The 13,662-nt window shown below is 71.4% G+C and carries 13 protein-coding genes; 7 read left to right on the forward strand and 6 right to left on the reverse strand.

What is annotated here, in order from left to right; translation table 11 throughout:
* Window positions 1-51: 51 nt before the first annotated feature.
* Complete coding sequence (locus BDW27_RS03675; RefSeq protein ID WP_017545409.1) at window positions 52-498, reverse strand: carboxymuconolactone decarboxylase family protein; 447 nt, start codon at window positions 496-498, stop codon at window positions 52-54.
* Window positions 499-595: 97 nt separating this feature from the next.
* Here BDW27_RS03675 and BDW27_RS03680 point away from each other — a divergent pair, with 97 nt between their 5' ends.
* The gene (locus BDW27_RS03680; protein WP_110048235.1) at window positions 596-1,990 is read left to right on the forward strand and encodes an MATE family efflux transporter; all 1,395 of its coding nucleotides are present in this window, start codon (window positions 596-598) and stop codon (window positions 1,988-1,990) included.
* A gap of 3 nt (window positions 1,991-1,993) precedes the next feature.
* Here BDW27_RS03680 and BDW27_RS03685 read toward each other — a convergent pair whose 3' ends face one another.
* Window positions 1,994-3,466: an FAD-dependent oxidoreductase gene (locus BDW27_RS03685; RefSeq protein WP_110048236.1), complete on the reverse strand. Its 1,473-nt coding sequence runs from the start codon at window positions 3,464-3,466 to the stop codon at window positions 1,994-1,996.
* 101 nt (window positions 3,467-3,567) lie between these two features.
* On the opposite strand from BDW27_RS03685, the gene BDW27_RS03690 reads away from it, so the two are divergent.
* Window positions 3,568-4,143 (forward strand): TetR/AcrR family transcriptional regulator, encoded by a 576-nt coding sequence (locus BDW27_RS03690; protein WP_017545406.1) that lies wholly within the window; start codon window positions 3,568-3,570, stop codon window positions 4,141-4,143.
* A gap of 22 nt (window positions 4,144-4,165) precedes the next feature.
* Here BDW27_RS03690 and BDW27_RS03695 read toward each other — a convergent pair whose 3' ends face one another.
* The gene (locus BDW27_RS03695; protein ID WP_017545405.1) at window positions 4,166-4,879 is read right to left on the reverse strand and encodes a response regulator transcription factor; all 714 of its coding nucleotides are present in this window, start codon (window positions 4,877-4,879) and stop codon (window positions 4,166-4,168) included.
* Window positions 4,879-6,117, reverse strand: a complete 1,239-nt coding sequence (locus tag BDW27_RS03700; RefSeq protein ID WP_110048237.1) for a sensor histidine kinase — start codon at window positions 6,115-6,117, stop codon at window positions 4,879-4,881. The genes BDW27_RS03695 and BDW27_RS03700 overlap by 1 nt, the downstream gene beginning before the upstream one ends.
* Window positions 6,118-6,286: 169 nt before the next feature.
* Between BDW27_RS03700 and BDW27_RS03705 the strand changes: the two genes are divergently transcribed.
* The 4 genes from BDW27_RS03705 (at window position 6,287) to BDW27_RS03720 (ending at window position 11,029) form a co-directional block, all read left to right on the forward strand.
* The gene (locus tag BDW27_RS03705) at window positions 6,287-7,063 is read left to right on the forward strand and encodes an ABC transporter ATP-binding protein (RefSeq protein ID WP_017545403.1); all 777 of its coding nucleotides are present in this window, start codon (window positions 6,287-6,289) and stop codon (window positions 7,061-7,063) included.
* Window positions 7,048-8,706: a hypothetical protein gene (locus tag BDW27_RS03710; RefSeq protein WP_110048238.1), complete on the forward strand. Its 1,659-nt coding sequence runs from the start codon at window positions 7,048-7,050 to the stop codon at window positions 8,704-8,706. Before BDW27_RS03705 ends, BDW27_RS03710 begins: the two co-directional genes overlap by 16 nt.
* A 669-nt stretch (window positions 8,707-9,375) precedes the next feature.
* A complete protein-coding gene (locus BDW27_RS03715) occupies window positions 9,376-10,338 on the forward strand; it encodes an SDR family NAD(P)-dependent oxidoreductase (protein ID WP_110048239.1) in 963 nt (320 codons plus the stop codon).
* A gap of 112 nt (window positions 10,339-10,450) precedes the next feature.
* Window positions 10,451-11,029, forward strand: a complete 579-nt coding sequence (locus BDW27_RS03720; protein ID WP_017545400.1) for a TetR/AcrR family transcriptional regulator — start codon at window positions 10,451-10,453, stop codon at window positions 11,027-11,029.
* A 7-nt stretch (window positions 11,030-11,036) separates the two neighbouring features.
* Here BDW27_RS03720 and BDW27_RS03725 read toward each other — a convergent pair whose 3' ends face one another.
* On the reverse strand, window positions 11,037-11,678 hold the full coding sequence (locus BDW27_RS03725; RefSeq protein WP_017545399.1) for a TetR/AcrR family transcriptional regulator C-terminal domain-containing protein: 642 nt from the start codon (window positions 11,676-11,678) through the stop codon (window positions 11,037-11,039).
* Window positions 11,679-11,879: 201 nt separating this feature from the next.
* On the opposite strand from BDW27_RS03725, the gene BDW27_RS03730 reads away from it, so the two are divergent.
* On the forward strand, window positions 11,880-13,055 hold the full coding sequence (locus tag BDW27_RS03730) for an acyl-CoA dehydrogenase family protein (RefSeq protein WP_110048240.1): 1,176 nt from the start codon (window positions 11,880-11,882) through the stop codon (window positions 13,053-13,055).
* Window positions 13,056-13,209: 154 nt separating this feature from the next.
* On the opposite strand, the gene BDW27_RS03735 is transcribed toward BDW27_RS03730, so the two are convergent.
* The gene (locus BDW27_RS03735; protein ID WP_017545397.1) at window positions 13,210-13,584 is read right to left on the reverse strand and encodes an FKBP-type peptidyl-prolyl cis-trans isomerase; all 375 of its coding nucleotides are present in this window, start codon (window positions 13,582-13,584) and stop codon (window positions 13,210-13,212) included.
* Window positions 13,585-13,662 lie beyond the last annotated feature (78 nt).

The following is a 13,662-nucleotide window of genomic DNA, read 5'->3' on the forward strand; positions in this document are numbered from 1 at the left end:
AGACCATTCCGCGCCGGGGGCGTACCCCCGGCGCGGGAACGGCGGAGCGCCCTAGCGCTCCTTGGGGTGCAGCTGGCTGGTGACCGCGAGCCTGTTGTAGAGGTTGATCATCGCGATGGCGGACATCAGGGCCGCGAGTTCGGTCTCGTCGAAGAACTCGGCCGCCGACTCGTAGGCCTCATCGGAGACCCCGGTGCCGCCGAGCTCGGTCATCTCGTCGGTGAGGGCGAGGGCGGCGCGCTCGCGCTCGGTGAACCGCTCACCGGCCTCGTACCAGGTGGAGACCAGGAAGAGTCGCTGCTGGGACTCGCCCTCCTTGAGCGCCTTCTGGGTATGAAGGTCCACGCAGAAGGCGCAGCCGTTGAGGACGGAGGCCCGGAGTTTGATCAGTTCGAGCAGCTTGACGTCCAGGTGGTCGGCGATGACCACGTCGATCTCGTCGAGCTTCTTGTAGACCTCCGGCAGCTTCTTCGCCCACACCACGCGCTTCTCGGCCATGAGAACCGTCCCCTCTCGTCGAAGACCCTGTCGAGCCAGATGCTACGGCCCCGTCCTTCCGGGAAACGCCCAACCCCCCGAGGAGTCATCCCCGAGCATGTCAACACGCACCGACCGGACCCCCGTGTCCGAACCCCCGTCCACCGCCGACCTGCCCGAGCGCTCGGGAGTGATCGCCTGGAGGATCGCGGGCCAGGCCCTGCCGCTCTACCTGTCCATGCTGTCCACCCTCATCGGGAGCGCGGTCACAGCGGCGGTCCTGGGCAACTCCGGCACCGTGCAGCTGGCCGCGTACGCGCTGGTGATCGCCGTGTTCAACCCGATGATCATGGTCGTGCACGGCACTCTGCGCGGCTCCCTGCCCTTCTTCACGGAGAACGAGGGGTCACCCCGTGCACTGGCGCCGGTCCTGCGTGACGGACTGTGGCTCGGCCTGCTCCTGGGGATCGTGGGCGGGCTGATGATCCTCGCCGTTCCCCCGGGTGCGCGGTGGATCGGTGTGGCCGAACCCACGGTGGCCGCCCTCGGGCTCTACCCCCTGTTCATGGCCGGGTACGTGGTGCTGGCGGCGGTCAAGAACGCGACCACCGTGCTGCTGGTCGGGTTGGGCCACACCCGGGCGGTGCTGGCGTTGTCCCTGGCCGCCGTGGCCTTCTCTCTGGTTTCGACCCCGACCCTGGTGCTCGGGCTCGGCCCCTTCCCGGCTCTGGGGCTGCTCGGCGCGGGGGTCTCCATGCTCGCGATGAACGTGATCACCGTGGGCCTGAACTTCGCGGTGGTCCGACGCGGCACGATCCTGCGCGGGCACCGGATCGGGTTCGGGGCGCCCCGGTGGGCGGGGATCGGCAGGATGGCGAAGGTGGGGCTGCCCACGGGTTCCACGCTGTTGATCAAGTCGGGGTCGTTGAGCGTCCTGGCCGTGGTGGTGGCCCGGATCGGCCCGGAGGAGGCCGCCATGCACCAGGTCGCCGTGGTGCTCGTGGGGATGGCCTTCATCTCCTTCGTCAGCGTGGGACAGGCCACCGTCCCGTTCACCGTGCGCGCGGCCCGGGTCCGGGACCGGGCGCTGGTGGTGCGCACGGTGGTGGCGAGCTACCTGGTGTCGATCCCGGTGGTGCTGGTCAGCGGCGCGCTGTTGTGGTGGGCGGCGGACCCCGTGGTGGGGCTGTTCACCGACGACGCCGGCGTGCGCGCGGGGGTGGTCGCGCTCGTCCCGCTGCTGTGCCTGGTGGGCGCGTTCGACGCCCTCCAGTCGGCACCCAACTCGGGGTTGCTCGGGCTCAAGGACACCCGGCCCGCCATGTACGCGTTCGCTCTCGGGTACGGGGTCCTCGTGCTGTCCTCGGTGCCGCTCGTGGAACGGGGAGGACTGGCCGACCTGTGGTCGGCCTACGCCGCCGCCACGGCGTTCCTGGTGGTGGCGCAGTGGTTCTCGTTCCTCCGGATGTCCCGCCGCGTCGTGCGGGAGACACCCCCGGCGCCCTCAATCTGAGGGTCAGGGGGCGCCGGTCCACTCGGCGAGGACCTGGCGGACCTGGCCGGGGGCGGGGTGTTCGCCGCTCCAGGCGACGTGCCCGTCGGGCCGGACGAGGAGCACGTCCGCGCCTTCGGGGAGGTCGCCCCGGACACGCACGGACAGGACACGGTCCTCCCAGGGCTGCGCGGCCTCGGCGGCGCTCCCCTGCGCGGTGGTGTCGAGCAGGGTGAACCGGGTGGGGTCCACCAGCTCGTACAGCCGGGTCGGCTCCCCCGCGCGGACCAACGGCAGATCGTCCACGCGGCGGCCCACCGACGGGGAGTCCTCCACCTCGCGGGGCCGGTCGTAGCGCACACCCAGACCGGAGATCAGCCTGCGCATCGCAGCGGTGAACCTGCGGACGCGGAGGAGCCTCGGGACCACGTGGGCTCGGATGGCACGGACCGGCGCGGGCGCCACCGCCATGCGCTGGACGAAGTCGGTGACACGCAGGGCCTGACGGCCCACCGGGTGGCGTTCCCCCTCGTAGGTGTCGAGCAGCCAGGTCGGGGCCCGGCCCCGTTCCTGCGCGGCCAGCTTCCAGGCCAGGTTGGCGGCGTCCTGGATGCCGGTGTTCATACCCATGGCGCCCATCGGCGAGTGCACGTGGGCGGCGTCACCGGCGAGCAGGACCCGTCCGACCCGGTAGCGGTCGGCCTGACGGCGTTCGCTGAGGAAGCGGGTGGACCAGCTCATCTCGGCGACGCTGATCCGTCCGCCGGTGATCCGCCGCAGGGAGTCGTTGAGCTCGTCCAGGCTGACCGGGTGGTCGAGGGGTACGTCCTGTCGGCTGCGGTCCCAGACGATGGCGCGGAACCAGCCGTCCCCGTAGGGCGGCAGCAGGGCGACACCGTCCGCTCCCATGTACGGGTTGATCGCGGGAGGCAGTTCCTGGTCCGGGCGCACGTCGGCGAGGATGATGTGGGTGTCGTAGCTGCGTCCGCTGAACCCCACTCCCAGCAACCTGCGGACGACGCTGTGCGCCCCGTCCGCACCCACCACGTAGGAGGCGCGTTCGGTGTGCGCTCCGTCCCGGGTTCGGACGCTGAGGGTGACGCCGTCACCGTCCTGTTCGAGCCCCACCACCTCGGCTCCCCTGCGGATCCGCACGCCCAGGTCCTCGGCCCGGCGTTGGAGGAGTGTCTCGGTGCGCGCCTGCGCGACGGTCAGCACGTACTTGAACCGGCTCTCGGGGTGGTCCAGGTCCAGGGCCGTCTCCCCACCTCCCAGGTCCACGCGGACCCCGGACACCTCGAAGCCCTGGTCGACGATCTCGTCGGCGATACCGCGCATGTCGAAGAGTTCGAGGGTGCGGGCGTGCAGGGCGAAGGCACGGGTCAGGTTGGATTCCTCGGCCCGCTTCTCCAGGAGGGTGACGTCCGCCCCGGCCTCCGCGAGGTCCCCCGCGAGCATGAGACCGGTGGGCCCGGCCCCGACGATGATGACGCTCATGCCGTTTCTCCTTACGGAGATTCAACGGTACTCTCAATACCGGTACTCCTAGTACCGATACTACGAGTACCAGAACCACTGTCAAGGATCCGGGAGAGGTAATGCGCAAGGGACGCGGTGGCCGCCGCCCCGATCCCGCCGTGGACGAGGCCATCCGGCGGGCCACGGTGGGGCTGCTCCGGGAACGCGGGTTCGAGCTGACCTTCGACGAGGTCGCCGAACGCGCGGGGGTCGGCCGGACCAGCGTGTTCCGCCGATACGCCACCAAGGAGGAACTTCTCCTGGCCGCCGCCGAGCAGATCACGATCGACCGGATCGAGGTCCCCGACACCGGCTCCCTCACCGGCGACCTGACCGCCGCCGTCCGCGCCGTGTACCGGGTGTTCGAGGAGCAGGCCACGCAGACGCTGGCCAGACACGCCCTCGTGGCGGCGCTGCGGGAACAACCGGGCGCGGTGATCATCCGCGGGCTCCTCAACCGACGTCTGGAGCTGGTCACCGCGCTGCTGGAGCGCGCGGTGGAGCGCGGTGAGATCCCCGGAACGGAGCGGGCCCGGCTCGTCGCCGACCTGCTCTCCGGAATGATCATGGCGCGTCTGGCCACCGACCTTCCGCTGCCCGGCGAGGAGGAGTCCGCCGCCCTGGCCGCCGCGATGGCCACCGCCGCCGCGGCCTGAAGGCGCCGAGAGAACCGGCCGCTCAGCCCTCGAGGTCCCGAGCGTCATGAGTGAGCAGGGCCAACTGGATGCGGCCCGACAGGTCCAGCTTGGTCAGCGCACTGGACACGTGTGCCTTGACGGTGCCCATGGACATGAACAGGCGATCCGCGATCTCCGCGTTGGAGAGCCCCTCGGTCACTGCCTCGGCCACATCCCGTTCCCTCTCGGTGAGCAGCGCCAACCGGGCCCGGGCGCGATCGCGGCGCGTGGGAGCCTCGGAACGCTCCACCTGGTCGATCCCGGCCACCCGGTCCATCAGCGCGCGGGCCACGCTCGGTGACAGCACCGGCTCGCCCAGCGCGGCGCGGCGCACGGCCTCGACGATCCGCGCCGGGTCCGTGTGCTTGAGCAGGTATCCGGCGGCGCCCGCGCGCAGGGCCCGCACGACGGTGGCGTCGGCGTCGAAGGTGGTCAGCACCAGCACCTGCGGTCCCGGGAACCGGGGCGTTCCATCCGACAGCCCCGTTCTCAGCTGCTCGGTGGCGGCGATACCGTCGACCCCCGGCATGCGCACGTCCATGAGGACCACGTCCGGACGGTGCTCGGCCACGGCTGCCGCCACCTGGGAGCCGTCGTCGGCCTCGCCCACGACCTCGATGTCGCCGCCTCCGGAGAGCATCAGGCGCAGACCGGCGCGTACCAGGGCGTCGTCGTCCACGAGCAGGACCCGGACCGGAGCGTTCACGGGCTCCACTATGACACCTTCCGGCCACGGTCATCGGCGGGCCTCGTGGGCTGGTCCACGTGCCAGGGCAGGACGGCGGCCAACCGGAACCGGCCACGGGAGGGACCGTGTCTCAAGCGCCCTCCGTCCAGGTGCACCCGTTCGGCCAGCCCCGCCAGTCCGGCCCCGGCGCCGGGGATCTCGCTCTCGGCCCTGCCGATCGGCAGCACGTTGCTGACCACGATCACCAGTTCACGGCCCGGGGCGCCGGTCACCGTGACCGAGACCTTCGCCCCCGGGGCGTGTTTGCGGGTGTTGGTCAGCCCCTCCTGCACCACCCGGTAGGCGGTGCGCCTGACCTGGTCCCGGGGTTCGACGCCCTCGGGCAGGTCAGAGGTGTAGGAGACCTTCTCCCCCGCGTCGACGGCCTCCGCCACCAACCGTGCGACGTCCGTGAGCCGGGGCTGGTGGGTGCCCTCGTCCTCCCCGGACAGGTCACCCGAGCGCAGCACGGTGAGGATGTCGCCGAGTTCGTCCAGGACCCGGTGCGCGTTGTCGCGGATGACCCGGACCGCGGAGCCCACCTCCGCGGCCTTGAGCGGCTCCGCCTCCCCGGTCTCCGCCCGTTCGGTGCGGAAGGCCAGCGCCCCGGCGTGCACGGACAGCAGGGACATGCGGTGGGCGACCACGTCGTGCATCTCGCGGGCGATCCTGCGACGTTCGTCCACCCGCGCGGCGGCCAACCGTTCCTCCCTCAGTTCGCGTTCGCGGCGCACGTCCTCCCGCAACCGCTCGACCAGTCGCCTGCGGGAGCGGATGGCCGCACCCCACGCCACGTAGGCGCTCATCAACACCAGGATGACGATCGCGGTGATGATGGAGTCGCCGGTGGAGTCGGGCACCAGGGCGACCCAGGGCAGCCCCAGCACCACGGCCAGGGCCGCTCCCAGAGCCGCTTGCGGCAGTGGCCGGTAGACGGCCAGCCCGATGACGGCCACCGTGAGCGCCCCGATCACCGAGGTGGAGAACGAGGAGAGCAGGACGATGACCAGCGCCACGGCCAGCGGGCGGTCCCGCCGCCACCACAGGGCCAGGCAGCCCAGCGGGAGGCAGGCCAGGTCCAGCCAGAGGACCCACGCGGGTACCCGGTCGGTCGGGTGCAGGTCCGCCGCGTAGCCCGCGTAGGACACCAGCCCGAACACGCCCGCGAACACCACGAGGAGGATGTCCACCACGAGGTCGCGGCGGCTGCGGCGACTCGGCTCCATGCACCCCTCCCCACTGTCACGTCCTGGCCGGATTCCAGCCTAGAACGACGTGTCCGCCGGGCACCTCGATCACCAGGCCAGGTGTGGCGTGCTCATGCTGGCCACCCGGCCAGCGGGTCTGTCCGGTTGACCGATGCGAACCGGACGGCGTTCCCGGAGTATGGGCAGCATGACTAGCGACGACGTTCCAGCCCTCGAACTGGACGGACTCACCAAGACCTTCAACGAGACGCGGGCGGCTGACGACGTCAGCATCGCCGTCCCGCGCGGCGCCACGCTGGGCCTGGTCGGCCCCAACGGCGCGGGCAAGACCACCTCGTTGTCGATGGCCGTAGGTCTGCTGCGCCCGGACTCCGGCACCGCCAGGGTCCTCGGCGTGGACGTGTGGCGGGACCCGGTCGAGGCCAAGCAACGGATGGGCGTGCTTCCGGACGGCCTCTCCCTGCCGGAACGGCTCACCGGAGGCGAACTGCTCGACTACTGGGGGCGGCTGCGCGGCCTGCCCCGCGACGTCACCCGGACCCGCGCGGAGGAACTGCTCCAGGTCCTCGAACTGGACGGCGCGGAGCGCGACGGCGTGCTGGTCGCTGAGTTCTCCACCGGTATGCGCAAGAAGATCGGCCTGGCCACCGCGCTGCTGCACGCCCCGGACGTGCTGGTCCTGGACGAGCCGTACGAGGCGGTGGACCCGGTCTCGGCGCGGGTGCTGACGGCGATCCTGCGCCGGTTCACCGACGGTGGCGGCACCGTGGTGATCTCCAGCCACGTGATGGCCCTGGTGGAGCAGCTCACCGACCGGGTGGCGATCATCGCGGAGGGGCGCGTGCTGGCGGACGGCACGCTCGGTGAGGTCCGGGGCGCGGACGCGACCCTGGAGGACACCTTCGTCCGTCTGGTCGGGGCCCGCGAGGTCGGGGAGGGGGATCTGGCGTGGTTGAACTCCTGATTCGCCTCAAGATCACCCTGGGACGGCACAGCTCCGTCGGCACGAGGTTCTTCTCCCTGGTGATGATCGCCCTGGGGGTCGCGCTGACCTGGTACCTGGCGGTGGCGGCCACCTCCGACCAGGTCCGGTCGGGCCTGCTCATGCTGGCCCTCGCGGTCTGGGCCTGCGGATGGCTGCTGGGCCCCACGATCACCAACGGGGTGGGGGTGCTGCGGGCGCAATACTTCACCCTGCTGCCTCTGGACCGGAACCGGGTGGGTGCCGGGCTGCTGGCGACGGCGTTCGTCGGCACGGGCCCGCTGCTCACCCTGGTGGCCACGGCGACGGTCGCCTGGCACGCGTGGGCCTCGGATCCGGCCGCGCTGTTCCTGGGACTGCTCGGCATGCTGGCGCTGCTGGTGCTCATGGTGTCGCTGTCGCGCCTGGTGTTCCGGGCGTTGGGCGCGGCCATGCACAGCCGGATCGGGATGGAGATCGCCTCCCTGCAATGGGGCCTGATCCTGGCCGGACTCTTCTTCGGGTGGATGGTGGTCCAGCCAGCGTTCTCGGCCGTGTCGAGCCTGTCCCGGGAAGGGCTCCAGGGCACGGTCCTGACCGTGCTGTCCGTGGTGCCGACCTCCTGGCCGGTGCTGGCTGTGGACGCGGCCGCCGCGGGGTCGTGGGGGGCGGCCTTCGGTTGGCTGGGCGCACTCGGCGCGCTGACCCTGGTGACGGTGCTGGTCACCGTGCGCTTGCTGGCTCCGAGCGTGGCCCCCCGCGGTGTGCGGAGACGGTCGCGGCCGCTGGGCTCGCGGGTACTGCTCGGCGGTCGTTCGTTCCTGCCGGACACCCCGCTGGGCGCGGTGGTCGGCAAGGAGCTGCGTCAGTGGTGGCGGGACCCGTGGCGCGGCCTGGAACTTCGCGCCGCCCTGTGGACGGGTCTGATCATCGGGGTGTTCGGGCTGATCGGTCACCTGCCACAGATCGCTCCCTTCGCGGGTGTGGTGGCCCTCCTCGTGATCGGCTTGGGAGGCGCCAACATGTACGGGCACGACGGCACCGCCCTGTGGCTGACCGTGGTCGGCCAGGGACGCGACACCCTCCGCGCCGACGTGCGGGGCAGACAGATCGCGTTCGCCCTGCTCGCGGGCCCGTCATCGGCGGCGTTGAGCCTGGTGGCCGTGGTCGCCTCCGGAGCGTACTGGGCAGTTCCGTACGTGGTGTCGGGCCTGGTGGTGTTCCTGGGGGTGACCGCCGGGCTGACGCTCCTGCTGTCGGTGGTGGCTGTCACCCCGGGGGTGGACCCGCACCTGCGAGTGGACGCCAACGACGCCGGTGACAACCAGATCCAGGTGTGGATCAGCCTGGTCGCCCTGCCGTTGCTGTCGGCCCCCGCCCTCGGAACCCTCGTGTGGGCGGGTGTCCAGGGCGTGCCCTGGCTGGCCGTTCCGGTGGCGCTGGCCAACGGGGCTCTGGCCGCCTGGCTGCTGGGCAGGTCCGCCCACCAACGTCTGGAGAAGCGGCTGCCCGAGACCTTCACCCGCATCCGCTACGGCAAGGCAGTCGCGGCTCAGGCCGCTGCCGGGTCCGGCGGAGGCCTGCTGGACCAACTGGAGCGCGGGGCGCTGTCCACCAACGTGGACATCAAACCCACCGGCTCCTGACCCGGCCGACCGGACGGCCCGAGGACGGCCCACCCAAGAAGGCCACTGGTCAGGACGGGCTGTCCACTCCCAAGGGAAACCCTTCCCCCATCGCTTCAGGCCGACCACACATCGGGCCGTCCCCCTCAGCAGGTGGCTCCCGCTCTCCCTCTTCGGGAGGACCACTGCCGAAGGGGCGCGATCGGCCGCGACTCCGGCCAGGGGCCTGAGACCGACCTCCCGACCGGGCGGAGGTTCACAGGACTACTCATGGAAGAGCGGCGCCGGTGGTGGCCCCAGGTCACCACCGGCGTACTTCCGTCGGGGCCCCGCTCCACCGCACCCGCCCATCCCGGCTTCCGGGCCCGCCCCCGTATCCACCGCCAGAGCTGTTCCCACGTCCACCGCACCGCCTGCCACACCCCGCACCACCCCCTGGATCGCCCTCCACCTTCGATCCTCCGGGAGCCCGCGACCCGCCACAAGCCCTGGGTCCGGGCCTGTGGACAACCTCCGGCCCCGCTGGGCCCTTCCGGCTCCCCGGGAACCGCACGCGCACCGGGCAGGGCTCCTCCCGGGCGCGGCTCCCAAGCGCATCGGGGTGGCGGCCCGGAGCGGGTGGCGGCCCGGAGCGGGTGTCGGCGCGTGAGATTTGACCTGGAGCGCGCTCCAGGTCCTAGCGTGGGCCGCATGACCACGAAACAGAGCAGGATCGGGTCCGGGTTCGGCATGCGAAGCACCGCGGCCGACGTCCTCGACGGCATCGACCTCACCGGACGGGTCGCACTGGTGACCGGTGGCTACTCGGGAATCGGCCTGGAGACCACGCGGGCCCTCGCGGGGGCGGGCGCCCGCGTGGTCGTCCCGGCCCGCAGGCCCGAACTCTCCCAGGAGGCCCTGGCGACGATCCCCGGCGCCGAGACCTCCGCGCTGGACCTGGCCGACCTGGACAGCGTGCGGGCCTTCGCCGCCTCCTTCCCGCACGACCGGATCGACCTGGTGATCAACAGCGCCGGAATCATGGCCAGCCCGCACACTGTGGTCGGGCCCGGCTGGGAGGCCCAGTTCGCCGTCAACCACCTGGGGCACTTCGCCCTGGTCAACCATCTGTGGGACCGGCTCACCGACGGAACCCGGGTGGTCTCGGTGTCCTCCGCCGCACACCACGCCTCCGGCATCCGCTGGGACGATCCGTGGTTCGAGCGGGGCTACGACCGCTGGCTGGCCTATGGGCAGGCCAAGACCGCCAACGCCCTCTTCGCCATGCACCTGGACCGGCTCGGCAGTGCGCATGGGGTGCGGGCCTTCTCCCTGCACCCGGGCGCCATCCTCACCCCGCTCCAGCGGCACATGACCGCCCAGGAGCAGGTGGACCGGGGGTGGATCGACGAGGAGGGCAACATCGTCGACCCCGTCTTCAAGTCTCCCGAGCAGGGCGCCGCCACCCAGGTGTGGGCGGCCACCTCCCCGCGGCTCACGGACCTGGGCGGGGTGTACTGCGAGAACTGCGACATCGCCGAACCTCCCGAGTCCGCCGACACCAAGCAGGGAGAGGCCGGGGTGGCCGCCCACGCCCGTGATCCCGAGCAGGCCGAACGGCTCTGGGCGTGGTCGGCCGAGCTCACCGGCGTGGACGCGCTCGCCCGCTCCTGACCCCGTGAACCCGCGCGGGGCGCCCCGTCCGACGAGGGCGCCCCGCAAGCGGCGTCGGCCACCCCGCCGCCTGTGCCAGAGTTGGATCCGGGAGGACCAGCAGGAGGTACAGATGGCTCGGAAGGCCGACCCCGCGAGGCGACGCGAGGTCCTGGACGCCGTGATCGAACAGCTCGCGGAAACCGGGATCAGCGGGTTCACGCTGCGCGGCCTCGCCCAGGGACTGGGGCAGAGCACCCGCGTGTTCACCCATCACTTCGCCGACCGCGAGGACCTGCTCTCGGCGGTCCTGTCCCGCCTGGACGAGCGTCAGCACCGGTCGCTGCTGGCCACCAAGGGGTGGGAGGACCCGGCGGTCCCGGTCAGCGACATCGTCCGCGACTCCTGGGAGCGCAACCTCGGCCCGGAACTCCCCATGACCCGGCTCATCCGCGAGATCGAGGGTCTGGCCTCGGCGGGACGCTTACCCGCGTCCAGCGCCGGGTTCCTGCGCGGGCGGGCGGAGTTCGTCGCCTCCTGCCTGACCCTGCGCGGCGCCTCGCCAGACCGCGCCCTCAGCCAGGCCACGCTGCTCAACGCGGCCTTCTCCGGCCTGGAGGCCGACTACCTGTCCACCGGCGACCTGGGCCGCGCCGAGGCCGGGCTGGACCTCCTGTGCGAGTGGATCGACGCCACCACGCCACCGCGCTGACTCGGGTCTACTCGCCGGTCCGCACGCGCACCCTCTCGTAGACCGGCACCAGGCCGTCGAGGAAGGCCGTCAACGCCAGCTCGAAGCTGTCCTCGTCGATCTCGGCCGCGACCTCCGCCAGCCGGTGGGCCTGCGACAGGTTCGGGTAGCGGTCCTGGTAGACCCACACGTCGTCGTCGAAGCCGCCCGCGAAGGAGTGGGTCGCCGCACCCACCACCAGGTACTTGGTGGAGGCACCGATCATGGTCGCGTACCGGGGCGGCCAGCCCGCGCCCACGAGCCCTCCGTGCACGGCGTCGGCCCGGCGCAGCGCCTCCTCACGACGGCCCGGACCGGCCGCGATCACCGGCAGCAGGTTGCGGTGTTGGGCCAGGGCGGCGCGGTAGGAGCGCGCCCACACGGCCAGGCCCCGGCGCCAGTCGCGGTTTCCGAAGGCCGAGACGTCGATGTGTCTGGTGGCCTCCTCCGCGACCTCGCTGAGCAGCTCCTCCTTGGTCCGGTAGTGGCTGTACAGCGAGGCGGCCTGCACGGCGAGCTCCTGGGCGAGCTTGCGCATGGAGAGCTTCTCCAGCCCGTCCCGGTCGATGAGCGCGAGCGCGGCTTCACGGATGGCCGGTTTGCTCAGGATCGGTGTCTTGGGTCGGGCCACGGCGGGGCTCCCCTTCCGCGCTGCTCTTGAGCGCCGGGCTGTCCGGCGTCAGCGCTGATCATCGCACGGTGGCGCCCCGACTCCCGTCGAACGCCCCTGGTTCGGTCGCGTCCCCGACCGTACGGCCGACCCCTTGCGTGAGTTGACGGGCGCGACGTACTCTCGAATAACCGAACAGCGTTAGGTTATTTGGGAGCAGCCGTGATTGATTTCTCACTGAGCGAAGAGCAGCGCGCCATCCAGAGCTGGGTGCGGACCTTCGTCGAGCGGGAGCTCATGCCTCTGGAGAACGAAGCGCTGCGCCGCGAACGTGAGGGCCACCCGCCCGGGCTGACCCACGAGGAGAAGGCCCGGCTGCGCGCGCTGGCCCGCAGGTCCGACTTCTGGGGTGTGGGCACGCCGGAGGAGTACGGCGGCATGGGCCTGGACGCCGTCACGGAGGCTCTCATCGAGACCGAACTCGGCCGCACCTTCCTCACGTTCAAGTTCGGCGGCGAGGCCGACAACATCCTGTTCCATGCCAACGAGGAGCAGAAGCGCGCCTACCTGCTCCCCACCATCGAGGGCGAGCGCAGGTCCTGCTTCGCCATCACCGAACCCGGAGCCGGGTCCGACGCCAAGGCCATCCGCACACGGGCCGTCCGCGACGGTGACGAGTGGGTGATCAACGGCGAGAAGACCTTCATCACCGGCGGTGAGGAGGCCGACTTCGCCCTGGTCTTCGCGGTCACCGACCCCGAGAGGGGCGCCAACGGCGGCGTGACCTGCTTCCTTGTCGACCGCGACATGGGCTGGACCTCCGAGCCCATCGACACCATGGGCGAGCGCCGCCCGGCGTCCCTGGTCTTCCAGGACGTGCGCGTCCCCCACGAGAACATCCTCGGTGAGGAGGGGAAGGGCTTCGCCCTGGCCATGAAGTGGATCGGCCGGGGCCGCTACCTGCTGCCCGCCCGCGCCCTCGGCGGCTGCGAACGCCTGCTCGACATGGGCATCGTGTACGCGAAGACCCGGGAGACCTTCGGGGCGCCCATCGCGGACCGGCAGGCCATCCAGTGGATGATCGCCGACTCCCAGACCGAGATCGAGGCTCTGCGGCTGCTGGTGCTGCACGCCGCCTGGCAGGTCTCGCAGGGCGTGGACTCACGGCACGCGCAGTCGATCGCCAAGCTGTTCGGCGGCGTGAAGGCCAACGAGATCGTCGACCGCGTCATGCAGATCCACGGCGGTATGGGCTACACGCGGGAACTGCCCGTCGAACGCTTCTACCGTGACCTGCGGCTCCTGCGCATCTTCGAGGGAACCGACGAGATCCAGCGCCGCACCATCGCCCGCGACCTGCTCAAGGGCCACGTGAAGGTGGGCGCGACCCTCAGGTAGGGCTCACGCCGGACGGGGCCCGTTCCTCGCACCAAGGTGGGCCTCGCGACCGAGCCGGGGCCCGCTCCGCGCTCGAAGACGCCTCACGGACCCCGGTTCGTCCGCCCACCGCTCGGCCTCGGGGACCCCTGGCCGGGCGGCGGCGCGGAGTGTCCTAGTTGACGTCGACCAGGTCGACGACGAACACCAGGGTCTCCCCCGGCTTGATGAGGCCACCGGCGCCGCGGTCGCCGTAGGCGAGGCCCGGCGGGATGACCAGCTGACGGCGGCCGCCGACGCGCATGCCCAGGACACCCTGGTCCCAGCCGGGGATGACCTGACGGGCGCCCAGCTTGAAACGCAGGGGCTCGCCGCGGTTCCAGCTGGCGTCGAACTCCTCACCGGTGGAGTGCGAGACACCGACGTACTGCACGCTGACGGTGCTGCCGTGCCCGGCCTGGTCGCCCTCGCCGACGGTGATGTCGGTGATCTGGAGGTCCGCGGGCGGCGGGCCTTCGATGAAGTCGATCTCAGGACGCTCAAGCGCCATGGTGGGTCCCCTCGGTTGAAGACGTGAACAGAGAGGCCCAGGCTATCGGTGGTGACCGATGGTGCCGGACAGAGTTCG

This window comes from Nocardiopsis sp. L17-MgMaSL7 (assembly GCF_003182025.1).
In the GTDB taxonomy this organism is placed as follows: Bacteria; Actinomycetota; Actinomycetes; order Streptosporangiales; family Streptosporangiaceae; genus Nocardiopsis; species Nocardiopsis prasina.

Bases quoted from the DNA above. Each gene is read 5' to 3' on its own strand.
- BDW27_RS03705 (WP_017545403.1), top strand. From the start codon at position 6,287: ATGACTAGCGACGACGTTCCAGCCCTCGAACTGGACGGACTCACCAAG.
- BDW27_RS03735 (WP_017545397.1), bottom strand. From the start codon at position 13,584: ATGGCGCTTGAGCGTCCTGAGATCGACTTCATCGAAGGCCCGCCGCCC.
- BDW27_RS03675 (WP_017545409.1), bottom strand. From the start codon at position 498: ATGGCCGAGAAGCGCGTGGTGTGGGCGAAGAAGCTGCCGGAGGTCTAC.
- BDW27_RS03685 (WP_110048236.1), bottom strand. From the start codon at position 3,466: ATGAGCGTCATCATCGTCGGGGCCGGGCCCACCGGTCTCATGCTCGCG.
- BDW27_RS03680 (WP_110048235.1), top strand. From the start codon at position 596: ATGTCAACACGCACCGACCGGACCCCCGTGTCCGAACCCCCGTCCACC.
- BDW27_RS03690 (WP_017545406.1), top strand. From the start codon at position 3,568: ATGCGCAAGGGACGCGGTGGCCGCCGCCCCGATCCCGCCGTGGACGAG.
- BDW27_RS03715 (WP_110048239.1), top strand. From the start codon at position 9,376: ATGACCACGAAACAGAGCAGGATCGGGTCCGGGTTCGGCATGCGAAGC.
- BDW27_RS03700 (WP_110048237.1), bottom strand. From the start codon at position 6,117: ATGGAGCCGAGTCGCCGCAGCCGCCGCGACCTCGTGGTGGACATCCTC.
- BDW27_RS03720 (WP_017545400.1), top strand. From the start codon at position 10,451: ATGGCTCGGAAGGCCGACCCCGCGAGGCGACGCGAGGTCCTGGACGCC.